The following is a 17442-nucleotide window of genomic DNA, read 5'->3' as shown; positions in this document are numbered from 1 at the left end:
TGCCCAGATGGGCCGTTCGAAACGGCGAAGACTGGACAATACTGTGGCTTCCAGTGCATCCAAGTGGAAACCGGAACACAGTAAGCGGACATACACATGCAGCCTGTACAAGCCCCCTTTCCCGCCACACGCTTTCGCCGCGCGCGCAAATCCCAAGCCATGCGCGACCTTGTACGGGAAAACACGCTGACCCCGGCCGATTTCATCTGGCCCGTGTTTGTGCGCGACGGTGAGGGCGTATCGGAACCGATCCCCTCCATGCCCGGCGTGAACCGCCTGTCTGTCGACAACATCGTCAAGGCCGCGAAAGAAGCGCATAGCCTAGGTATTCCGGCGATTTGCCTGTTCCCCTACACAGACCCTGCCAAGAAAACCAAAGACTGCGCCGAAGCATGGAACCCCGACAACCTGTCGAACACCGCCACCCGCGCCATCAAGGACGCGGTGCCCGAGATGCTGGTGATGACGGATGTTGCGCTTGATCCCTACAACATCGACGGGCACGACGGCTTTGTCGAAGACGGCGTGATCGTGAACGACCGCACGGTCGAGGCATTGGTCAAACAGGCCCTGTCGCAGGCGGATGCAGGGGCAGACATTATCGGCCCGTCGGATATGATGGATGGCCGTATCGGCGCAATGCGTTCGGCTCTTGAGGCTGAGGGGCATCAGAACGTACTTCTGCTCAGCTATTCGGCCAAATACGCGTCGTCTTTCTACGGTCCGTTCCGCGATGCTGTAGGCGCATCGGGCGCACTGAAAGGCGACAAGAAAACCTACCAGATGGATCCCGCCAACAGCGACGAAGCGTTGCGCCTGATCGCGCGTGATCTGGCGGAAGGCGCTGATATGGTGATGGTCAAACCCGGCATGCCCTACTTGGATATTTGCCGCCGCGTGAAAGACACGTTCGGCGCGCCGACCTATGCCTATCAGGTGTCCGGCGAATACGCGATGATTGCGGGCGCTGGCCAGAATGGCTGGGTCGATGGCGAAAAGGTCATGATGGAAAGCCTGATGTGCTTCAAACGCGCAGGCTGCGACGGCATCCTGACCTATTTCGCGCCAGAAGCGTCCCGTTTACTGAATAACTAGCGATTACTTGCGTACCATATTCAGAATGCGTGACATTCTGCGCAACAAGGGATAGAGTTTCGGCATAATTCGGCGCACAAGCCGGAACAGGCAACCATCGAGAGCGGTAATATGAACAATTTTTCACGACGGGGCTTTGCCCTCGCGCTTGGCGCAACCAGCCTGACAGCGGCATGCGCAAACGGTGTCGGCAGCAATGGCGGCGCGCGCATTGATGCGCGTGTTGATTCAACACTGAACCAGATGTATGCGCAGTACCCCGGAACAAGCACACTGCGTGCGAAATCCACAGGCATGCTGGTCATGCCGTTGGTGACTGAGGCTGGCCTTGGTCTGGGTGGCGCATACGGACGCGGCGCACTGCGCATCAACGACGTGACAGTCGACTACTATTCGGTCGCGAAAGCATCGGGCGGTCTACAAATCGGCGCACAGCAATACGCGCATGTTCTGTTCTTTATGACGGACGAAGCACTGCTGAACTTCCGCCGTTCGCCCGGTTGGGCTGCTGGCGCGAACGTCGAATATGCGATCCCGTCGGGTGGTGAGACGCTGGCAGCCGAGACCACAACTTCGACAGCACCGATCATCGCGGTGATTTTTGGCCAATCCGGTCTGCGCCTTGGCGCGACATTGGACGGCACCAAGTACACGCGGATCATTCCCTAAGCCATCACGGCAGAATTCTGAAAAGGGGTCGAGCGTTCTCGGCCCCTTTTTTCATGTGCGCACAACAAAATAAGGGCCGGAAAACTCCGGCCCTTTTCTCACCTTCTCGAAAGGATCAGCTGCGCGCTTCGCGGATCAGCTTCAGGATATCCTGAGCAGCCTCGGGGATGTTGGTGCCCGGACCAAAGATCGCTTTCACGCCTGCCTTTTTCAGGAAGTCATAGTCCTGCTGCGGGATAACACCGCCACAGATGACCAGAATATCCTCGGCGCCGGCCTCTTTCAGGGCCTGAACCAGCTGCGGTGCCAGCGTTTTGTGGCCAGCCGCCTGACTGGAGATACCGATGACATGCACGTCGTTGTCGACAGCGTCCTGCGCGGCCTCTTCCGGCGTCTGGAACAGCGGGCCTACGTCGACATCAAAGCCGATGTCGGCAAAGGCTGTTGCGATGACCTTGGCACCACGGTCATGACCGTCCTGCCCCATCTTGACCACCAGCATACGCGGGCGGCGGCCTTCTTGTTCGGCGAACTCTTCCACCGACCGCTGGATCGCGGCAAAGCCTTCGTCGCCTTCATAGGCCGCGCCATAGACGCCAGCCAATGTCTTCACCTCGGCGCGGTGACGTCCGAATACTTTTTCCATAGCCATCGAAATCTCTCCTACCGAGGCACGGGCACGTGCTGCCTCAACTGCCGCTTCCAGAAGGTTGCCACCTTCGGCGGAACGACGTTCCAGTTCGGCCAGTGCCGCTTCGCAAGCCGCCGCATCGCGGGTTGCGCGGATGTTGTTCAGACGCGCAACCTGGGCTTCGCGCACCTTGTCGTTGTCGATATCAAGGATGTCGAGGTCGTCTTCTTTCTCAAGACGATACTTGTTCACACCGACGATCACGTCCTCGCCGCGGTCGATTAGCGCCTGACGGGTCGCTGCTGCCTCTTCGATACGCAGTTTGGGCATGCCGGAAGCCACAGCTTTGGTCATGCCCCCCATTTCGTCGACTTCTTCGATCAGCTTCCACGCCGCTTCGGCCAGATCGTGGGTCAGCTTTTCGACGTAGTAGGAACCTGCCAACGGATCGACGACCTTGGTCACGCCGGTTTCTTCCTGAAGAACCAGCTGGGTGTTCCGAGCAATGCGCGCACTGAAGTCTGTGGGCAAAGCAATCGCTTCGTCCAAAGCGTTGGTGTGAAGCGACTGTGTGCCGCCCAGAACCGCGCTCATTGCCTCGTAAGCCGTCCGGATCACGTTGTTGTAGGGATCCTGTTCCGCCAGGGACACGCCAGACGTCTGGCAGTGGGTCCGAAGCATTTTGGAACGTTCGCTCTTGGCACCCAGATCGGTCATGATGCGGTGCCACAGCATACGTGCGGCGCGCAGCTTGGCGATTTCCATGAAGAAGTTCTTGCCGATGGCAAAGAAGAACGACAGGCGGCCTGCGAATTTGTCCACGTCCATGCCACGGGCCATCGCCGTGCTGACGTATTCCTTACCGTCCGCCAGCGTATAGGCCAGTTCCTGAACAAGGTTCGCGCCAGCCTCTTGCATGTGGTAGCCCGAAATCGAGATCGAATTGAACTTGGGCATCTCGTTCGAGGTGTATTCGATGATATCCGCGATGATCCGCATCGACGGTTCCGGCGGATAGACATAGGTGTTGCGCACCATGAATTCCTTCAGAATGTCGTTCTGGATCGTGCCGGACAGAACCGAGCGGTCGTGCCCCTGCTCTTCCCCTGCTACGATAAAGTTCGCAAGGATCGGAATAACCGCACCGTTCATCGTCATCGAGACCGAAACCTTGTCCAGCGGAATGCCGTCGAACAGGATTTTCATGTCTTCAATGCTGTCGATGGCCACACCGGCCTTACCAACGTCGCCCACAACGCGTGGGTGGTCACTGTCGTATCCACGGTGCGTGGCAAGATCGAAGGCAACCGACACACCCTGCTGACCGGCAGCAAGGTTGCGGCGATAGAAGGCGTTGGATTCCTCGGCTGTCGAGAAACCTGCGTACTGGCGGATCGTCCACGGACGACCTGCATACATTGTCGCTTTAACACCGCGTGTGAACGGGCCGATGCCCGGCAGGCTGCCCATGTGCGGCAGGTCTTTCACATCGTCTTCGGTATACAGCGGCTGAACCGGAATGCCTTCCAGCGTGTTCCATGTCAGGTCATCCAGGGGCCGGCCACGCAGTTCCTTTTCGGCAAGCGCCTTCCAGTCGTCTTTGTTGGCTGTCATGTCAGTGTCCTTCCGTAGTGCAAGCCGTCCCCGAATGCGCAAATTGCGCGACCAAAGCGGGGTGGCATGGCGAATGGGAATGCGCGGCACGGGCCTGGCCTGTCCGGCATTGAATTTTTTCTCGGCCCGAGGGGGCGAAGCTATTCGTTTTCAACGCAGTCGCGCCTATATTGATAGGCATGAGACGGATACTTGCCTCTGCCCTTGCGGCGTTGATGTTGTCTGGACCCGCAGCGCACGCCGCTGACGGAGCCGCAGGTGTGCCCATTCTAGAAGCGGGCAACCATGAATTGTCTGAATTTCTCTGGCTGAAACGGCCCATCGTCGTCTTTGCCGACAGCCCCGCAGATCCACGGTATGTGGAGCAGATCAACCTGTTGACCGAACGGCTGGATATTCTGGAAGAGCGCGATGTGGTCATTCTGACCGACACCGATCCAGCGGCCCAATCGACCATCCGCACCGAACTACGCCCGCGCGGCTTTATGTTTGTCCTGATCGCAAAAGACGGCACCAAGGTGCTGCGCAAACCGTTCCCTTGGGACGTGCGCGAAATCACGCGATCCATCGACAAACTACCATTGCGCCAGCAGGAAATCCGCGACCAGCGCAACGCATTGCCATAAGCCACGACAAACCCCGACAGGCCCGCGTTCGTACCGAACGTGGCCTGAGCTTTGGGGGCGTTCATCACGCCCCCTGCTATCGGGGATTGCCGGATCATCGGCTTATTCGAACTCCATGATCACTTCGTCGACGGCAAGGTTGTCACCAGCCGATGCGTTGATCTTGGACACGACGCCCTTACGCTCGGCGCGCAGGATGTTTTCCATCTTCATCGCCTCGACGGTGCACAGCGCCTGACCTTCCTGAACCTCCTGGCCGACTTCGACGTCGACTTTGACGATCAGACCCGGCATCGGGCAGAGCAGCATCTTGGAGGTGTCCGGCGGCAGTTTTTCCGGCATCAGGCGCGCAAGTTCGGCCTGACGCGGGGTGCGCACGTGAACTTTCAGATCAGCACCGCGGGACCGGATACGGAACCCGCCCGAGATTTTACCAACCTTCAGAACCAGCGGCGCACCATCGACATCCATCGTCGCCAACTGATCACCCGGTGTCCAATCGCCAGATACGCGCAGCTCTGCACCATCTTCGAAACGAACGGTCGAACCGTCACGATCCGCAGCGATTGTCACGTCATAGCTTTGACCCTGCAAGGCTACGTTCCAGCTTTCGCCTACGTGCCGTTCGTGGTTGTCCAGACGGCCCGAGATGCGGGCGCGACGGATTTCCGCGACACGGTTCATCGCTGCGGTTGCGGCTGCGATCCGGCGCAGATCGGCATCGCCCAGTTCAACGCCTTCGAAACCTTCAGGGTATTCCTCGGCGATGAATGCCGTGGTCATGTTGCCAGAGGTAAAGCGATCGTGGTCCATAACCGCCGACAGGAACGGAAGGTTGTGACCAATGCCTTCGACCTCAAAGCTGTCCAGTGCGTTGCGCATCACTTCGATGGCTTCGGCACGGGTCGGGGCCCATGTGCACAGCTTGGCGATCATCGGGTCGTAGTACATCGAAATCTCGCCGCCCTCGTAGACGCCGGTATCGTTTCGCACGATGCCTGCACCCAGTTCGCCTTCCGCCGGCGGACGATAGCGTGTCAGGCGGCCGATGGACGGCAGGAAGTTGCGGTACGGGTCTTCGGCATAAAGACGGTTTTCAATCGCCCAGCCGTTGATTTTCACGTCGTCCTGAGTGATCGACAGCGGCTCGCCATTGGCGACGCGGATCATCTGTTCAACCAGATCGACGCCGGTGATCAGTTCGGTTACAGGGTGTTCCACCTGAAGACGCGTGTTCATCTCGAGGAAGTAGAAGTTCCGGTCACCGTCGACAATGAATTCCACAGTACCCGCGCTGGTGTAGCCCACCGCCTGCGCCAGAGCGACAGACTGTTCGCCCATCGCCTTACGTGTTGCCTCGTCAAGGAACGGCGACGGCGCTTCTTCAACAACCTTCTGGTTCCGGCGCTGGATCGAACATTCGCGTTCGTTCAGGTAGACGCAGTTGCCATGGGCATCCGCCAGAACCTGAATTTCGATGTGGCGCGGCTGGGTGACGAATTTCTCGATAAAGATACGGTCATCGCCAAACGAAGACGCCGCTTCGTTCTTGGACGACTGGAAGCCTTCACGCGCTTCTTCGTCGTTCCACGCGATCCGCATACCCTTACCGCCACCACCGGCAGAGGCTTTGATCATCACCGGATAGCCGATCTCGTTCGAGATTTTGACGGCTTCGTCGGCGTCTTCGATCAGGCCCATGTAACCGGGAACGGTGCTTACGCCTGCTTCCTGCGCGATCTTCTTGGACGTGATCTTGTCGCCCATCGCTTCGATCGCTTTGACCGGCGGGCCTACGAATGCCACGCCTTCGGCTTCCAGCGCCTGTGCGAACTTGGGGTTTTCCGACAGGAAACCATAGCCCGGGTGAACGGCCTGTGCGCCGGTGTGGCGGATGGCGTCCATGACCTTGTCGATCACGATGTAAGACTGGTTTGCGGGCGGCGGGCCGATATGTACGGCTTCATCGGCCATCTGCACATGAAGCGCGGCTTTGTCAGCATCCGAATATAGCGCGACCGTCTGGATGCCCATCTTGCGCGCAGTTTTGATCACACGGCAGGCGATTTCGCCGCGGTTCGCGATCAGGATCTTGTTAAACATATCCGTCCCTTTCCAGTCATGGCTCCTGCGGGTCCTCTCCCGCTGGGGCAAGGCATGAAAAAACCGCCAAAGCCAGACGGCTTTGACGGCGTTTCAATAATGATCGGTCCCAGAAGGGACCGGCTGTTCAGATCAGCAGCGTTCCGGATAGGATTGGCAATAAGCGACGTTGCCGCCTGCGCCAACAATTGCGCCGGTCGCGATGTCGCCATCAACCGCTGCAGCTGTACCTGCACCCGCGGCCGCGCCGATGAGTGCCTGTTCGCCAAGCGTGTCGCCACAAGCCGCAAGGCCGAACAACGCCACGATAGCAGAGATTTGTGTGAGTTTACGCATTTGGAATGCTCCTTTTGATTTCTCGCCCTGTGCTGTTGGAATAGCGCGAAAAAAGCCAAAAGGTTCCAACAATTCGTGCGCACACCTGCGTGATCGGCAGATTTTTGCCCGAGCTGCATGAATTCAGAGGAAAAAACGGGCGGCTGGCTCGGGGATGCGCCAAGCCGCCCTTTAGGGGAAGGGTAACGGTAATCGCGCAGCAGATCGCCTGCCTGCGCCGTCAATGACCCGTTAAGGGACATCCAGAGGCTGACAAAAACATTCCCACCTTCCAAGAGGTTGAATGCTTTTGCGCGCGGATCGGCTTGATCCCGCCTCTTATCGGATGCCCTAAGCAGGATCATGCCCATAAATCCTGCTCAAACGCTTCGGGAAACGCGTGACGCGCAGCCTTTTCGTCGATGACCAGCAAAGATTCATAGCTTTCCGGATCGAACGGATCGTCCACCGGCAAAACTTCGCGACCGAACAGCCAGCTCAGACGTCCTGCATCCAGATTGCCCCGTTCGAACGGTTCGGTGCCAAAATGCAGCCAGAGCGCGTTCATGAACCACAAGTCCGCCTTGCGATCAGGCGAGCGGCGATCGGCAAAGCGTTCGCGACGTGTGATCGGCGTAACCCCTTTGGGGTTCGGACGGCGGATGGTGAATTGGAAATCTGTACCGGGAAGGCGCCCCGGGAAACCGCGATGTTTCAGCATGTGCCGCCCTCCACCAAAGTAAAGGACATCGCGCGGCAGGGTGTCAGGACGGCCTCAGCGGGCCGTCCCGACGAAAACTTATTTGAATTTGCCTGTGTATTCCGGCTCGACGCTGATCGGCTCCGGATCAATGATGACAAACTCTTCTTCTGTCGAGCTGCCGCCACATGCCGCGAGGGTCGCGACAAAGCCGAACAGCGCGAAGAACTTGATGCTCTTGGACATGCTCTTCTCCTGTATCCATTATTATGGGCGTCGCGGGCCTTGGGTCCCGACTGCCCCGTTTTTGAGGTGGCTCCCTGGAGGAAACCGTCCTTAGGAATACAGGAAGACGTGTCGCAAAGATACGTTTTGCCAGCGCAATCCGTGACTTGTGACTCGAAAGCCGCAAAAGCAGGTTCAAAGTAACGACGCCGCGCAAGATATTGTGTTCGCATTAAAATGCCTCCCAGATGCAGAGACCATCAGAGATGCTGAAAAGTTCGAAAACCTGCAAGGCATCAGGATCGGCAACGCCAAATTCAGTTGGCCTGTCACCCATACTGATCACCACCTGAGCAGCGCTCAGGCCCTGCCCTTTGATGTCTTGCAACACGTAATCCGAACACAAGAATTCCAGATCGCCCGTCGAAACGGCCAGATCATCCGTGGCGTTGGACAGTTCCGGCACAACAAAGCGGTAGCGCAGCAGGTCCATGTCCTTCAGGACTTCCTGCAAATCAGCTTTCCGGTCAGACGGCAGAATAATGGACTGCGCAGAGGCTGAGGCCGCAAACACAGCGGCAGCGAAGATCGCGATTACGTTGGGAATTGTTTTGAAATTTTTGAGAAAGTCGCAGCCCCGACCACCTGATGGTGCTCCTCCCGCCGGGGCCGCGTGACTGCGGATCTTATCCGCTGTCGTTAACTCTGTGCCCGAGTTGCGGTCGTTCGACGCTCTCGGTGCTGGAATCATTAGCAGATTGCAAACATTACGCAACAGGTTATCTGAATGCCGGAAAACCCCTGCATTCAGCGCCTGTTCGCGCATGTCATATTTGCACTGCCAAGTCGACATTCCGGTTCCTTCAGAACAAGATTGGCGCGCGCGACAAACGCCGCGCGCAACGGATCACAACGGGATATTGTCGTGCTTTTTCCAGGGGTTGGTAAGTTGCTTACCACGCAAGGATGCAAAGGCACGGCTGACACGGCGACGCGTGGAGCGCGGCTGGATGACCTCATCGATGAAGCCACGTTCAGCAGCCACGAAGGGGTTCGCAAAGCGATCTTCGTATTCCTGCGTGCGTGCTGCGATTTTCTCGGGATCGCCCAATTCGGAGCGGTAGAGAATCTCTGTCGCACCCTTCGCACCCATCACCGCGATCTCGGCTGTGGGCCATGCGTAGTTAAAGTCACCACGCAGGTGCTTGGACGCCATAACGTCATATGCACCACCGTAAGCCTTACGCGTAATCACGGTCACTTTCGGAACTGTTGCTTCGCCATAAGCGAACAGCAGCTTCGCGCCGTGTTTGATAACACCACCGTATTCCTGCGATGTGCCCGGCAAGAAGCCAGGAACATCAACAAGCGTCAGGATCGGAATTTCAAAGCAGTCACAGAAGCGCACGAAACGCGCGGCTTTGCGGCTGGAGTCGATGTCCAGACAGCCCGCCAGAACCATCGGCTGGTTCGCAACAACACCCACGGTCTGCCCTTCCAGACGGACAAAACCGGTGATGATGTTTTTCGCGTAATCTTCCTGAATCTCGTAGAAGTCGCCCTCGTCCGCGATTTTGGTGATCAGCTCTTTCATGTCGTAGGGCGTGTTGGGGTTGTCGGGGATCAGCGTATCCAGCGACTCTTCCACACGACCCGGTTCATCAAAGAAAGGACGAACAGGCGGCTTTTCGCGGTTGTTCAGCGGCAGGAAGTCGACCAGACGACGAACCTCGGCCAATGCCTCGACATCGTTTTCAAACGCGCCATCGGCAACCGACGATTTCTTGGTGTGTGTGGATGCACCACCCAGTTCTTCTGCGGTGACGACCTCGTTGGTCACGGTCTTCACAACGTCAGGACCGGTGACGAACATGTAGGACGAATCCTTCACCATAAAGATGAAGTCTGTCATCGCGGGGCTATACACCGCGCCGCCCGCACAGGGGCCCATGATGACAGAAATCTGCGGGATCACACCGGAAGCCATGATATTGCGCTGGAACACTTCCGCGTAACCCGCAAGCGACGCAACGCCTTCCTGAATACGCGCACCACCCGAGTCGTTGATGCCGATCACAGGCGCGCCGTTTTGCATCGCCATATCCATGATTTTGCAAATCTTCTGCGCGTGGGTTTCAGACAGGGACCCGCCGAAAACCGTAAAGTCCTGCGAGAAGACATAAACCATACGGCCATTGATCGTGCCCCAGCCGGTCACAACACCGTCGCCTTTCGGGCGGTTATCCTGCATGCCGAATTCGGTGCAGCGATGGGCGACAAACATGTCGAACTCTTCAAAGCTGTCTTCGTCCAGCAGCAGCTCGATGCGTTCGCGCGCTGTCAGTTTGCCCTTGGCGTGTTGCGAGGCGATACGCTTTTCACCACCACCCAGTCGGGCCTCGGTGCGGCGATCCTCAAGCTCTTGCAGAATATCTTTCATCGGACGGCTCCCTTCGCTGTTCTATGCTGCATCGCAGAGCAAAGGGGCTGGCTCAAGGAAAATTCGGCAAATTTGCAAAGTTTGAATAATGCCAAAATCGAATATTGCAAAATCGCAAATACGCAAACGCGCTGTTGCAAATCATTCTGGCAATGGACAGCCCCCATGTGCCGCCCTACCACTATAGCATGGAAAACGCCCCTGATGTCCGGTTTATGGACCGGTCAACACCACCGCATATTTTGACGCTGATCCTGCTGGCCGGAATTTCCGCGCTGGTCATGAACATGTTTTTGCCCAGCCTGCCAAAGATGGCTGAGTACTTTGATGCCGATTACGCGCTGATCCAGCTGTCGGTCGCGGTTTATCTGGGCGTGAACGCTGTGTTCCAGATTTTCATCGGCCCCGTGTCCGACAAATTGGGCCGTCGGCCCGTGATCCTTGGCGGGATCGCTGTCTTTCTGATTGCGGCGCTGGGCTGTATCTTTGCCACGAATGTTTGGGTCTTTCTGGCATTTCGTATGATGCAGGCCACCATCGTGACCGCGATGGTCCTAAGCCGTGCGGTTGTACGTGACATGGTCCCACAGGATCAGGCGGCCTCAATGATCGGTTATGTCACCATGGGCATGAGCGTGGCCCCCATGATCGGCCCCGCCATCGGCGGCGTTCTGGATCAGGCGTTTGGCTGGCAGGCGAATTTCTGGGCCTTCTTTGCCTGCGGCGTCCTTTTACTGGCACTGGTCTGGCATGATCTGGGGGAAACCGCTGCTAAGTCCTCGCTCAGCCTTGGCCAGCAGTTCGGCGAATACCCCGAACTTTTGAAAAGCCAGCGTTTCTGGGGCTATGCGTTGTCTTCTGCATTCTCGTCAGGCGCGTTCTTTGCTTACCTTGGCGGCGCGCCGTTTGTCGGATCCGTGGTCTTTTCCCTGCCCCCTGCGATGCTGGGCCTGTATTTTGGTGCACCCGCGCTTGGTTACTTCATGGGCAACTTCATTTCAGGGCGCTATTCGGTGCGCATTGGCGTGAACCGCATGGTCCTGTGGGGCGCGTTGATCAACGGTGTGGGCATCGCCATGTCGCTGGCATTGTTCGGACTGGGGTTGGGATCAGCGATCAGTTTCTTTGGCTTTATGACCTTCGTAGGTTTGGGCAATGGCATGACCATCCCCAACGCGACCGCCGGCGCCTTGTCTGTGCGCCCACATCTGGCGGGCACGGCCTCTGGCCTGTCTGGCGCGATCATGATTGGAGGCGGCGCGCTGTTGTCGGCCTTGGCTGGCATGCTGCTGTCGCCAGAGGCAGGCGCGTGGCCCCTGCTCTGGATCATGCTGAGCACCTCGATCTGCGGTGTGCTTGCCATTGTGTGGGTCATTCGCCGCGAACGTCAGATTTCAGCACTGGACGCCACGAGCTAAATTTTGCAAACCTTTGCAAAGAAAATTGCAAAGGCGCAAAATGGCTGTCCAGAAACTCTATGTCGGTGCAAAGCTACGTGAATTCCGGTCGCGCCTTGCGCTGACCCAAAAGGACTTTGCAGCCAAGTTGGGCGTATCCCTGCCCTATCTGAACCAGATGGAGAACAACAACCGCCCCGTATCGTCGGCGGTTATTCTGGCCTTGGCGCAAGAGTTCGGCTTTGACGTCACCGAGCTTGGCCACGGCGACACGGAACGCCTGATCACCGACATGCGCGAGGCTTTGGCCGACCCAGTGTTCACCGACACGCCCCCACTGGCAGACCTGCGGCTGGTGGCGTCAAACGCCCCTGCCCTTGCCCGATCCTTTCTGGAACTGCACCGTGCCTATCGCCAGACCCATGAACGTCTGGCATCACTCGACGAAGCATTGGGCCGCGAAGGATCGCAGCTTCAGCCCAGCCCGTGGGAAGAAGTGCGTGATTTCTTCCACTATTGCGACAACTACATCGATGCCGTCGACCGCGCGGCCGAGCATTTTGCCCAAAGCCTGGAAGGCCGCGGCGACGTGCGCAGGGCTGTCATCAGCCATCTGGAAAACCACGGCATCCGCGTGACCATCGGCCCGATCCGGGGCCTGCGCAACTACGATGCCTTGAACAAAACACTGACCCTGTCGGAATACGCGACGCACGAAACGCAGACTTTCCAGATCCTGTTGCAGGTCGCCCTGCTTCAGCAGGAAAAGCTGCTGGATGCGACATTGGACCTTGCCCGTTTTCAGACCGAAGAGGCACGGATCATCGCGAAAATCGGCTTGGCCAACTACTTCGCCGGTGCGGTTCTGATGCCGTACAACGCCTTCCTGAGTTCGGCACAGGAAACGCGGCACGATCTGGAACGGTTGTCGACACGGTTCGGCGCATCCATCGAACAGGTTGCACACCGTCTGTCCACGCTGCAACGCCCCAGCGCCAAAGGTATTCCGTTCTTCTTTGTCCGCGTCGATCAGGCTGGCACGATCACGAAACGCCATTCGGCCACACGCCTGCAATTCGCCCGTTTCGGGGGGGCTTGCCCGCTATGGAACGTACACAGCGCATTTGAAACGCCCGGTCGTTTTCTGCGCCAGCTGTGCGAAACGCCCGACGGCGTGCGCTATCTGTCTTTGGCGCGGGACGTTTCCAAAACTGGCGGTCAATACGGTGCGCCAGTGCGCCGCTTTGCCATCGCTTTGGGCTGCGAGATCAAGCACGCGGGCGCGCTGGTGTACGGCGATGGTCTTGATTTGGCCCGCGACGATGCGTTCGAGCCTATCGGGATTTCCTGCCGGATTTGCGATCGTAAAAACTGTCATCAGCGATCGGTTCCACCACTTGAACGCAAGCTGACAATCTCGCCCGACCGCCGCGATATCCTGCCTTACGACGTGCAGTAGGTCTGGTTCGGCCAGTCACGCGCTAAGGCCGCCATGACCTTGGCATCGTCATCGGTCAACGGCCCTTCGGCATGGGGCCGAAACCGCATGCGGAAGGCATCTAGCACCTGTTCGCGATTGTCGTCCGTAACGCCAAAACCAAAACGCGTCGCGTTTTGATAAAAATCATCTGCGTCGTCGGCCTTCTCAGGCCAGATCGCCAATCCGCGCAAAGCCAAACGGCGCCAGTCAAAGCGCCTACCAGGATCGATTTTGCGACCCGGTGCCATGTCGGAATGGCCGATCACCCGTTCAGGCGTGATCGACCAGCGCTCCATGATACCCGTCATCAGCGCCTCAAGCGCAGTCATCTGCGGTTCGGAAAAGGGCTGTGATCCGGTGTTGGAAATCTCGATCCCGATAGAGCGTGAGTTCATATCGGTGATGCCACCCCACTGACCCGCGCCCGCGTGCCAAGCGCGGTCGGCCTCATTGACAAGCTGCCAGACCGTGCCGGTTTCGGAAATCACGTAGTGGGCCGAGACCTGCGCTTCTTCGTTGCACAGCCAGTCACGCGCTTTTTCGGCGCAATCCATGGCGGTGTAGTGAAGCACGATGTGGTCAGGCCGCGCGCTATCACGTCGCGGCCCGAAGTTGGGCGATGGATGCCAGATGATACTCAGTTGCCGCTCCGCACGGCGCGGAATGGTGCAGGGTTCCATGTGCAGGCGAAGCCATCGCCGTCACTGTCCAACCCTTCGCGGTCTTTCTCGGGGCCGCCGCTGGCCAGAAACGCCTCTTGCGCCAGATCGGGGCTGGCATAGGCAGCACAGTTGCGTTCTTCCTTGGCCTTGCTGGCAAAGGTAGACCGACGGTACAGCGACTGGCCCACCACGTTTGTGGTGCGCAGCGCATAATCAACGATGTTCGGGCCTGTCGCGCCTTCGCGAGTTGGCAAGGCTGTGGGCTGGATCACCTGATAGGCCGCTTGGTTTTGTGCACGCAAAGCGGCGTCGGCCTGAATACTGCGTTCGTCAGACACAGCATTAAAGTCGTTTTCGTTGGATATCCCGACCGAGTTCGACACGACCTGCGGGGGCGGGTTAGACGGCGATGCCTGCAAAGGCTCTTCACCCGAGTTCGCCGCCCGCAATGCTGCCATGGCGTCGGCCTCAAGGCTGTCATCGGCCGCACTTGCCGTTGCTGCGGCAGAGGTAAAGCTTCCCTGTGGGCCCAAGGTAGAGGTGCTGACAGAGGCCGCAGGCGGGATCACCGCCGTGCTGGGTGCGCGACCTTCCAGTCGCGCATCGACCGCTGCGCGGCGGTTGCCATCCACGTTGTCAAAACCAACGCCAGCCGCACTATCGGGGATCGAGGGCGAACATGCCGCCACAGCAGAAAGTGCGAAAAATGAAGCAACCAAGAACCGCATGGTCATGTCCCTAACAGGTAAAACGCAGCCGGATTACCACCATTTCTCGGGCTTGGCCACAAAGCCTGCAGCCTGCTCAAGAGCGTAGGCGGTATTCAGCAGATCACCTTCTTCCCACGGACGACCGATCAGTTGCAGACCCAGCGGAAGGCCGGTGCTGCCCAGACCCGTCGGCACCGAGATACCCGGCAGACCGGCAAGGTTCACAGTCACGGTGAATACGTCGTTCAGGTACATCTGGACCGGATCGGCGTTCTGCATTTCGCCCAGACCAAAGGCCGCCGACGGTGTCGCCGGTGTCAGGATCGCGTCGACGCCTTGGGCAAAGACATCCTCGAAATCCTTTTTGATCAGCGTGCGGACCTTACGGGCGCGGTTGTAGTACGCATCGTAGAAGCCTGCCGACAGTACGTATGTGCCGACCATAACGCGGCGCTGTACTTCGTGACCGAAGCCTTCCGCGCGGGTCTTTTCGTACATCTCGGTGATGCCGTCGCCTTTGCCGATTTGCGCGCGGCGGCCGTAGCGAACGCCGTCATAGCGTGCGAGGTTCGAAGACGCCTCGGCCGGAGCGATCACATAATACGTCGGCAGCGCATATTTGGTGTGCGGCAGCGAGATATCGACGATCTTCGCGCCAGCGGCTTTCAGCATTTCGGTGCCGTCTGCCCAAAGCTTTTCGATTTCGGCAGGCATGCCATCCATGTGGTATTCTTTCGGAATACCAATGGTTTTGCCTTTGATATCGCCTGTCAGCATCGCCTCGAAGTTCGGCACAGCCAGATCGGCGCTGGTCGAGTCTTTGGGGTCGTGACCGCACATCGCTTCAAGCATGATGGCTGCGTCGCGCACGTCTTTGGTCATCGGGCCAGCCTGATCCAGAGAGGACGCAAACGCCACGATGCCCCAACGGGAACAACGGCCATATGTCGGCTTGATACCTGTAATGCCGGTAAAGGCTGCTGGCTGGCGGATCGAACCACCGGTGTCTGTGCCGGTTGCCGCCAGACACAGATCAGCCGCAACAGCCGAAGCAGAACCACCCGACGAACCACCCGGTGTCAGTTGACGGTCGTCAACCTTCCACGGGTTCACCGCATTGCCATAAACGGATGTTTCGTTGGACGAGCCCATGGCGAATTCGTCCATGTTCAGCTTGCCCAACATAACCGCGCCAGCATCAAACAGCTGCGTGGTGACAGTGGATTCGTATTCCGGCTTGAAGCCTTCCAGAATGCGCGACGCGGCCTGCGATGCCACACCTTTGGTGCAGAACAGGTCTTTGATGCCCAAGGGCAAACCGCACAGGTCCGGCGCATCGCCCGCCTTGATGCGCGCGTCCGCGGCCTTGGCCATATCAATCGCGATTTCAGGGGTCTTATGAACGTAAGCACCCAGCGCATCCGCGCCTTCGATGGCAGACAGGCAGGCCTCGGTCAGCTCAACAGATGTGACGTCGCCCTTGCGCAGCGCGTCGCGTGCCTCGGCCAGCTTCAGTTTATTCAGATCAGACATTATTCAACCACCTTCGGAACCGCAAAAAAGCCTTCACGCGCGTCGGGCGCGTTTGCGAGGATCTTGTCCTGCTGGTTTCCGTCCGTGACACCATCCTTGCGGCGCTTCAAACGCATCGGGGTGACCGAGGTCATCGGCTCGATACCTTCAACATCGACTTCGTTCAGTTGCTCGATGAACCCGAGAATGTCGTTGAATTCTTGCGCCAACGCGGGCAGCGCATCGTCTTCGACCTTGATGCGGGCCAGTTTCGCCACGCGCCGTGCGGTCTCTGTATCAATGGACATGGGCCATACCTTGTCTGTCTTTGGGTTTCTTGCAGTCGCGTTTAAACCCGCGTTGCAAAACCCGCAAGCGCATGGGGGCATTTGCGGCCCCCTTACCCGCAGAAACAGTATCGCTTTTGCGTGTTTTGGCACTACGATCATGCAAAACCTTTCAGGGAGAGCTTACAATGAACATTATCTGGCTTGGACACGCATCGTTTCGCATCGAAATCGGCGAAGCCGTTTTGCTGGTTGATCCGTGGCTGAACGGCAACCCCAGCTTTCCGACCGAACGCGCCCAAGAGGCCACCAAAGGCGCGACGCATATCCTGCTGACGCATGCCCATTTCGATCACGTGTCCGAGGTAGTCGACCTGTCCCGCGCGCTATCGGTGCCTGTCGTCGGGCAATACGACCTGATGGGCTATTGGGCCGAGCACGAAAAAATCGAAACCATCGGTTTCAACAAAGGCGGCACTGTCGATTTGAACGGCATCAAGGTCACGATGGTGCATGCCGTCCATTCCTCGACCTTCCAGACGGCAGACGGCCCCGTTGCGCCTGGTAGCGAATGCGGTTTTATGATCTCGGGCGAAGGACACACGATCTATGTATCGGGCGACACGGATGTGACCGCCGACATGGGCGTGTTCAACGCGCTTCATGAACCGGATATCGGCATTCTGGCGGCTGGCGGGCATTTCACGATGGATATGAAACGCGCCGCATTTGCCGCGAAAACCTTCTTCAATTTCAAAACACTGATCCCCTGCCACTACAAAACGTTTCCACTTCTTGAACAATCGGCGGAACTTTTGGTGCAGGCCCTGCCCGATACCAACGTGATCGAACCCGAGGTGCTGGTGCCAATCACGCTATAAAGCCGCTAACTCACTGCTTTATCGAACGGGTTCTTCCCGTGGGGATCATTTGCGCCTATAGTTGCCGCAACAAAGACAATACGTTGAACAGGCAT

At 58.1% G+C, this 17442-nt stretch carries 17 protein-coding genes; 6 read left to right on the top strand and 11 right to left on the bottom strand.

The features are described from left to right. Positions 1-96: 96 nt before the first annotated feature. On the top strand, positions 97-1095 hold the full coding sequence (gene hemB, locus C4S59_RS05630; RefSeq protein WP_103909520.1) for a porphobilinogen synthase: 999 nt from the start codon (positions 97-99) through the stop codon (positions 1093-1095). A 111-nt stretch (positions 1096-1206) separates the two neighbouring features. Next, on the top strand, positions 1207-1764 hold the full coding sequence (locus tag C4S59_RS05625; RefSeq protein WP_103909519.1) for a lipid-binding SYLF domain-containing protein: 558 nt from the start codon (positions 1207-1209) through the stop codon (positions 1762-1764). A 115-nt stretch (positions 1765-1879) separates the two neighbouring features. Here the strand turns inward: C4S59_RS05625 and scpA are convergent, their stop codons facing one another. Next, entirely contained in the window at positions 1880-4009 is a 2130-nt protein-coding gene (gene scpA, locus C4S59_RS05620; RefSeq protein WP_103909518.1) for a methylmalonyl-CoA mutase, read from the bottom strand. Positions 4010-4188: 179 nt separating this feature from the next. On the opposite strand from scpA, the gene C4S59_RS05615 reads away from it, so the two are divergent. Further along, positions 4189-4635, top strand: coding sequence for a DUF4174 domain-containing protein (locus C4S59_RS05615; protein ID WP_103909517.1), 447 nt, complete (start codon positions 4189-4191; stop codon positions 4633-4635). 102 nt (positions 4636-4737) lie between these two features. Here C4S59_RS05615 and C4S59_RS05610 read toward each other — a convergent pair whose 3' ends face one another. From C4S59_RS05610 to C4S59_RS05590, 6 genes are all read right to left on the bottom strand, one after another. Further along, entirely contained in the window at positions 4738-6738 is a 2001-nt protein-coding gene (locus C4S59_RS05610; protein ID WP_103909516.1) for an acetyl-CoA carboxylase biotin carboxylase subunit, read from the bottom strand. Positions 6739-6870: 132 nt separating this feature from the next. Then, a complete protein-coding gene (locus C4S59_RS05605) occupies positions 6871-7074 on the bottom strand; it encodes a hypothetical protein (RefSeq protein ID WP_103909515.1) in 204 nt (67 codons plus the stop codon). Positions 7075-7414: 340 nt separating this feature from the next. Further along, entirely contained in the window at positions 7415-7774 is a 360-nt protein-coding gene (locus C4S59_RS05600) for a hypothetical protein (protein WP_103909514.1), read from the bottom strand. 78 nt (positions 7775-7852) lie between these two features. Further along, positions 7853-7999, bottom strand: coding sequence for a hypothetical protein (locus C4S59_RS19635; protein ID WP_200813172.1), 147 nt, complete (start codon positions 7997-7999; stop codon positions 7853-7855). 211 nt (positions 8000-8210) lie between these two features. After that, complete coding sequence (locus C4S59_RS05595) at positions 8211-8804, bottom strand: DUF6497 family protein (protein WP_146064510.1); 594 nt, start codon at positions 8802-8804, stop codon at positions 8211-8213. Positions 8805-8885: 81 nt separating this feature from the next. Further along, the gene (locus C4S59_RS05590) at positions 8886-10418 is read right to left on the bottom strand and encodes an acyl-CoA carboxylase subunit beta (RefSeq protein ID WP_103909512.1); all 1533 of its coding nucleotides are present in this window, start codon (positions 10416-10418) and stop codon (positions 8886-8888) included. A gap of 188 nt (positions 10419-10606) precedes the next feature. Between C4S59_RS05590 and C4S59_RS05585 the strand changes: the two genes are divergently transcribed. Then, positions 10607-11836 carry a multidrug effflux MFS transporter gene (locus tag C4S59_RS05585; protein ID WP_103910281.1) on the top strand — a complete coding sequence of 410 codons (1230 nt, stop codon included), beginning with the start codon at positions 10607-10609 and terminating at the stop codon, positions 11834-11836. Positions 11837-11876: 40 nt separating this feature from the next. After that, a complete protein-coding gene (locus C4S59_RS05580; protein WP_103909511.1) occupies positions 11877-13274 on the top strand; it encodes a helix-turn-helix domain-containing protein in 1398 nt (465 codons plus the stop codon). On the opposite strand, the gene C4S59_RS05575 is transcribed toward C4S59_RS05580, so the two are convergent. The 4 genes from C4S59_RS05575 to gatC are packed head-to-tail and all read right to left on the bottom strand — an operon-like array spanning position 13259 to position 16487. Continuing rightward, entirely contained in the window at positions 13259-13975 is a 717-nt protein-coding gene (locus tag C4S59_RS05575; protein ID WP_103909510.1) for an N-acetylmuramoyl-L-alanine amidase, read from the bottom strand. The genes C4S59_RS05580 and C4S59_RS05575 overlap by 16 nt on opposite strands. After that, positions 13933-14685 carry a hypothetical protein gene (locus C4S59_RS05570; protein WP_103909509.1) on the bottom strand — a complete coding sequence of 251 codons (753 nt, stop codon included), beginning with the start codon at positions 14683-14685 and terminating at the stop codon, positions 13933-13935. Before C4S59_RS05570 ends, C4S59_RS05575 begins: the two co-directional genes overlap by 43 nt. A gap of 33 nt (positions 14686-14718) precedes the next feature. Beyond that, positions 14719-16200: an Asp-tRNA(Asn)/Glu-tRNA(Gln) amidotransferase subunit GatA gene (gene gatA, locus C4S59_RS05565; RefSeq protein WP_103909508.1), complete on the bottom strand. Its 1482-nt coding sequence runs from the start codon at positions 16198-16200 to the stop codon at positions 14719-14721. After that, on the bottom strand, positions 16200-16487 hold the full coding sequence (gene gatC, locus C4S59_RS05560) for an Asp-tRNA(Asn)/Glu-tRNA(Gln) amidotransferase subunit GatC (RefSeq protein WP_103909507.1): 288 nt from the start codon (positions 16485-16487) through the stop codon (positions 16200-16202). Before gatC ends, gatA begins: the two co-directional genes overlap by 1 nt. Positions 16488-16654: 167 nt before the next feature. On the opposite strand from gatC, the gene C4S59_RS05555 reads away from it, so the two are divergent. Next, positions 16655-17347, top strand: a complete 693-nt coding sequence (locus C4S59_RS05555) for a metal-dependent hydrolase (protein ID WP_103909506.1) — start codon at positions 16655-16657, stop codon at positions 17345-17347. The last annotated feature ends 95 nt before the right edge of the window (positions 17348-17442 follow it).

This window comes from Thalassococcus halodurans, assembly GCF_900108225.1.
Classification (GTDB): domain Bacteria; phylum Pseudomonadota; class Alphaproteobacteria; order Rhodobacterales; family Rhodobacteraceae; genus Thalassococcus; species Thalassococcus halodurans.
The sequence above is the reverse complement of the archived record's forward strand: the minus strand, read 5'-3'. Positions and strand labels throughout refer to the sequence as shown.

Coding starts and splice junctions, on each gene's coding strand:
- C4S59_RS05610 (WP_103909516.1), bottom strand. CDS start 6,738: ATGTTTAACAAGATCCTGATCGCGAACCGCGGCGAAATCGCCTGCCGT.
- scpA (WP_103909518.1), bottom strand. CDS start 4,009: ATGACAGCCAACAAAGACGACTGGAAGGCGCTTGCCGAAAAGGAACTG.
- C4S59_RS05595 (WP_146064510.1), bottom strand. CDS start 8,804: ATGCGCGAACAGGCGCTGAATGCAGGGGTTTTCCGGCATTCAGATAAC.
- C4S59_RS05605 (WP_103909515.1), bottom strand. CDS start 7,074: ATGCGTAAACTCACACAAATCTCTGCTATCGTGGCGTTGTTCGGCCTT.
- C4S59_RS05575 (WP_103909510.1), bottom strand. CDS start 13,975: ATGGAACCCTGCACCATTCCGCGCCGTGCGGAGCGGCAACTGAGTATC.
- C4S59_RS05580 (WP_103909511.1), top strand. CDS start 11,877: ATGGCTGTCCAGAAACTCTATGTCGGTGCAAAGCTACGTGAATTCCGG.
- C4S59_RS05600 (WP_103909514.1), bottom strand. CDS start 7,774: ATGCTGAAACATCGCGGTTTCCCGGGGCGCCTTCCCGGTACAGATTTC.
- C4S59_RS05590 (WP_103909512.1), bottom strand. CDS start 10,418: ATGAAAGATATTCTGCAAGAGCTTGAGGATCGCCGCACCGAGGCCCGA.
- C4S59_RS05585 (WP_103910281.1), top strand. CDS start 10,607: ATGGAAAACGCCCCTGATGTCCGGTTTATGGACCGGTCAACACCACCG.
- C4S59_RS05555 (WP_103909506.1), top strand. CDS start 16,655: ATGAACATTATCTGGCTTGGACACGCATCGTTTCGCATCGAAATCGGC.
- C4S59_RS19635 (WP_200813172.1), bottom strand. CDS start 7,999: ATGTCCAAGAGCATCAAGTTCTTCGCGCTGTTCGGCTTTGTCGCGACC.
- C4S59_RS05570 (WP_103909509.1), bottom strand. CDS start 14,685: ATGCGGTTCTTGGTTGCTTCATTTTTCGCACTTTCTGCTGTGGCGGCA.
- C4S59_RS05615 (WP_103909517.1), top strand. CDS start 4,189: ATGAGACGGATACTTGCCTCTGCCCTTGCGGCGTTGATGTTGTCTGGA.
- hemB (WP_103909520.1), top strand. CDS start 97: ATGCAGCCTGTACAAGCCCCCTTTCCCGCCACACGCTTTCGCCGCGCG.
- gatC (WP_103909507.1), bottom strand. CDS start 16,487: ATGTCCATTGATACAGAGACCGCACGGCGCGTGGCGAAACTGGCCCGC.
- C4S59_RS05625 (WP_103909519.1), top strand. CDS start 1,207: ATGAACAATTTTTCACGACGGGGCTTTGCCCTCGCGCTTGGCGCAACC.
- gatA (WP_103909508.1), bottom strand. CDS start 16,200: ATGTCTGATCTGAATAAACTGAAGCTGGCCGAGGCACGCGACGCGCTG.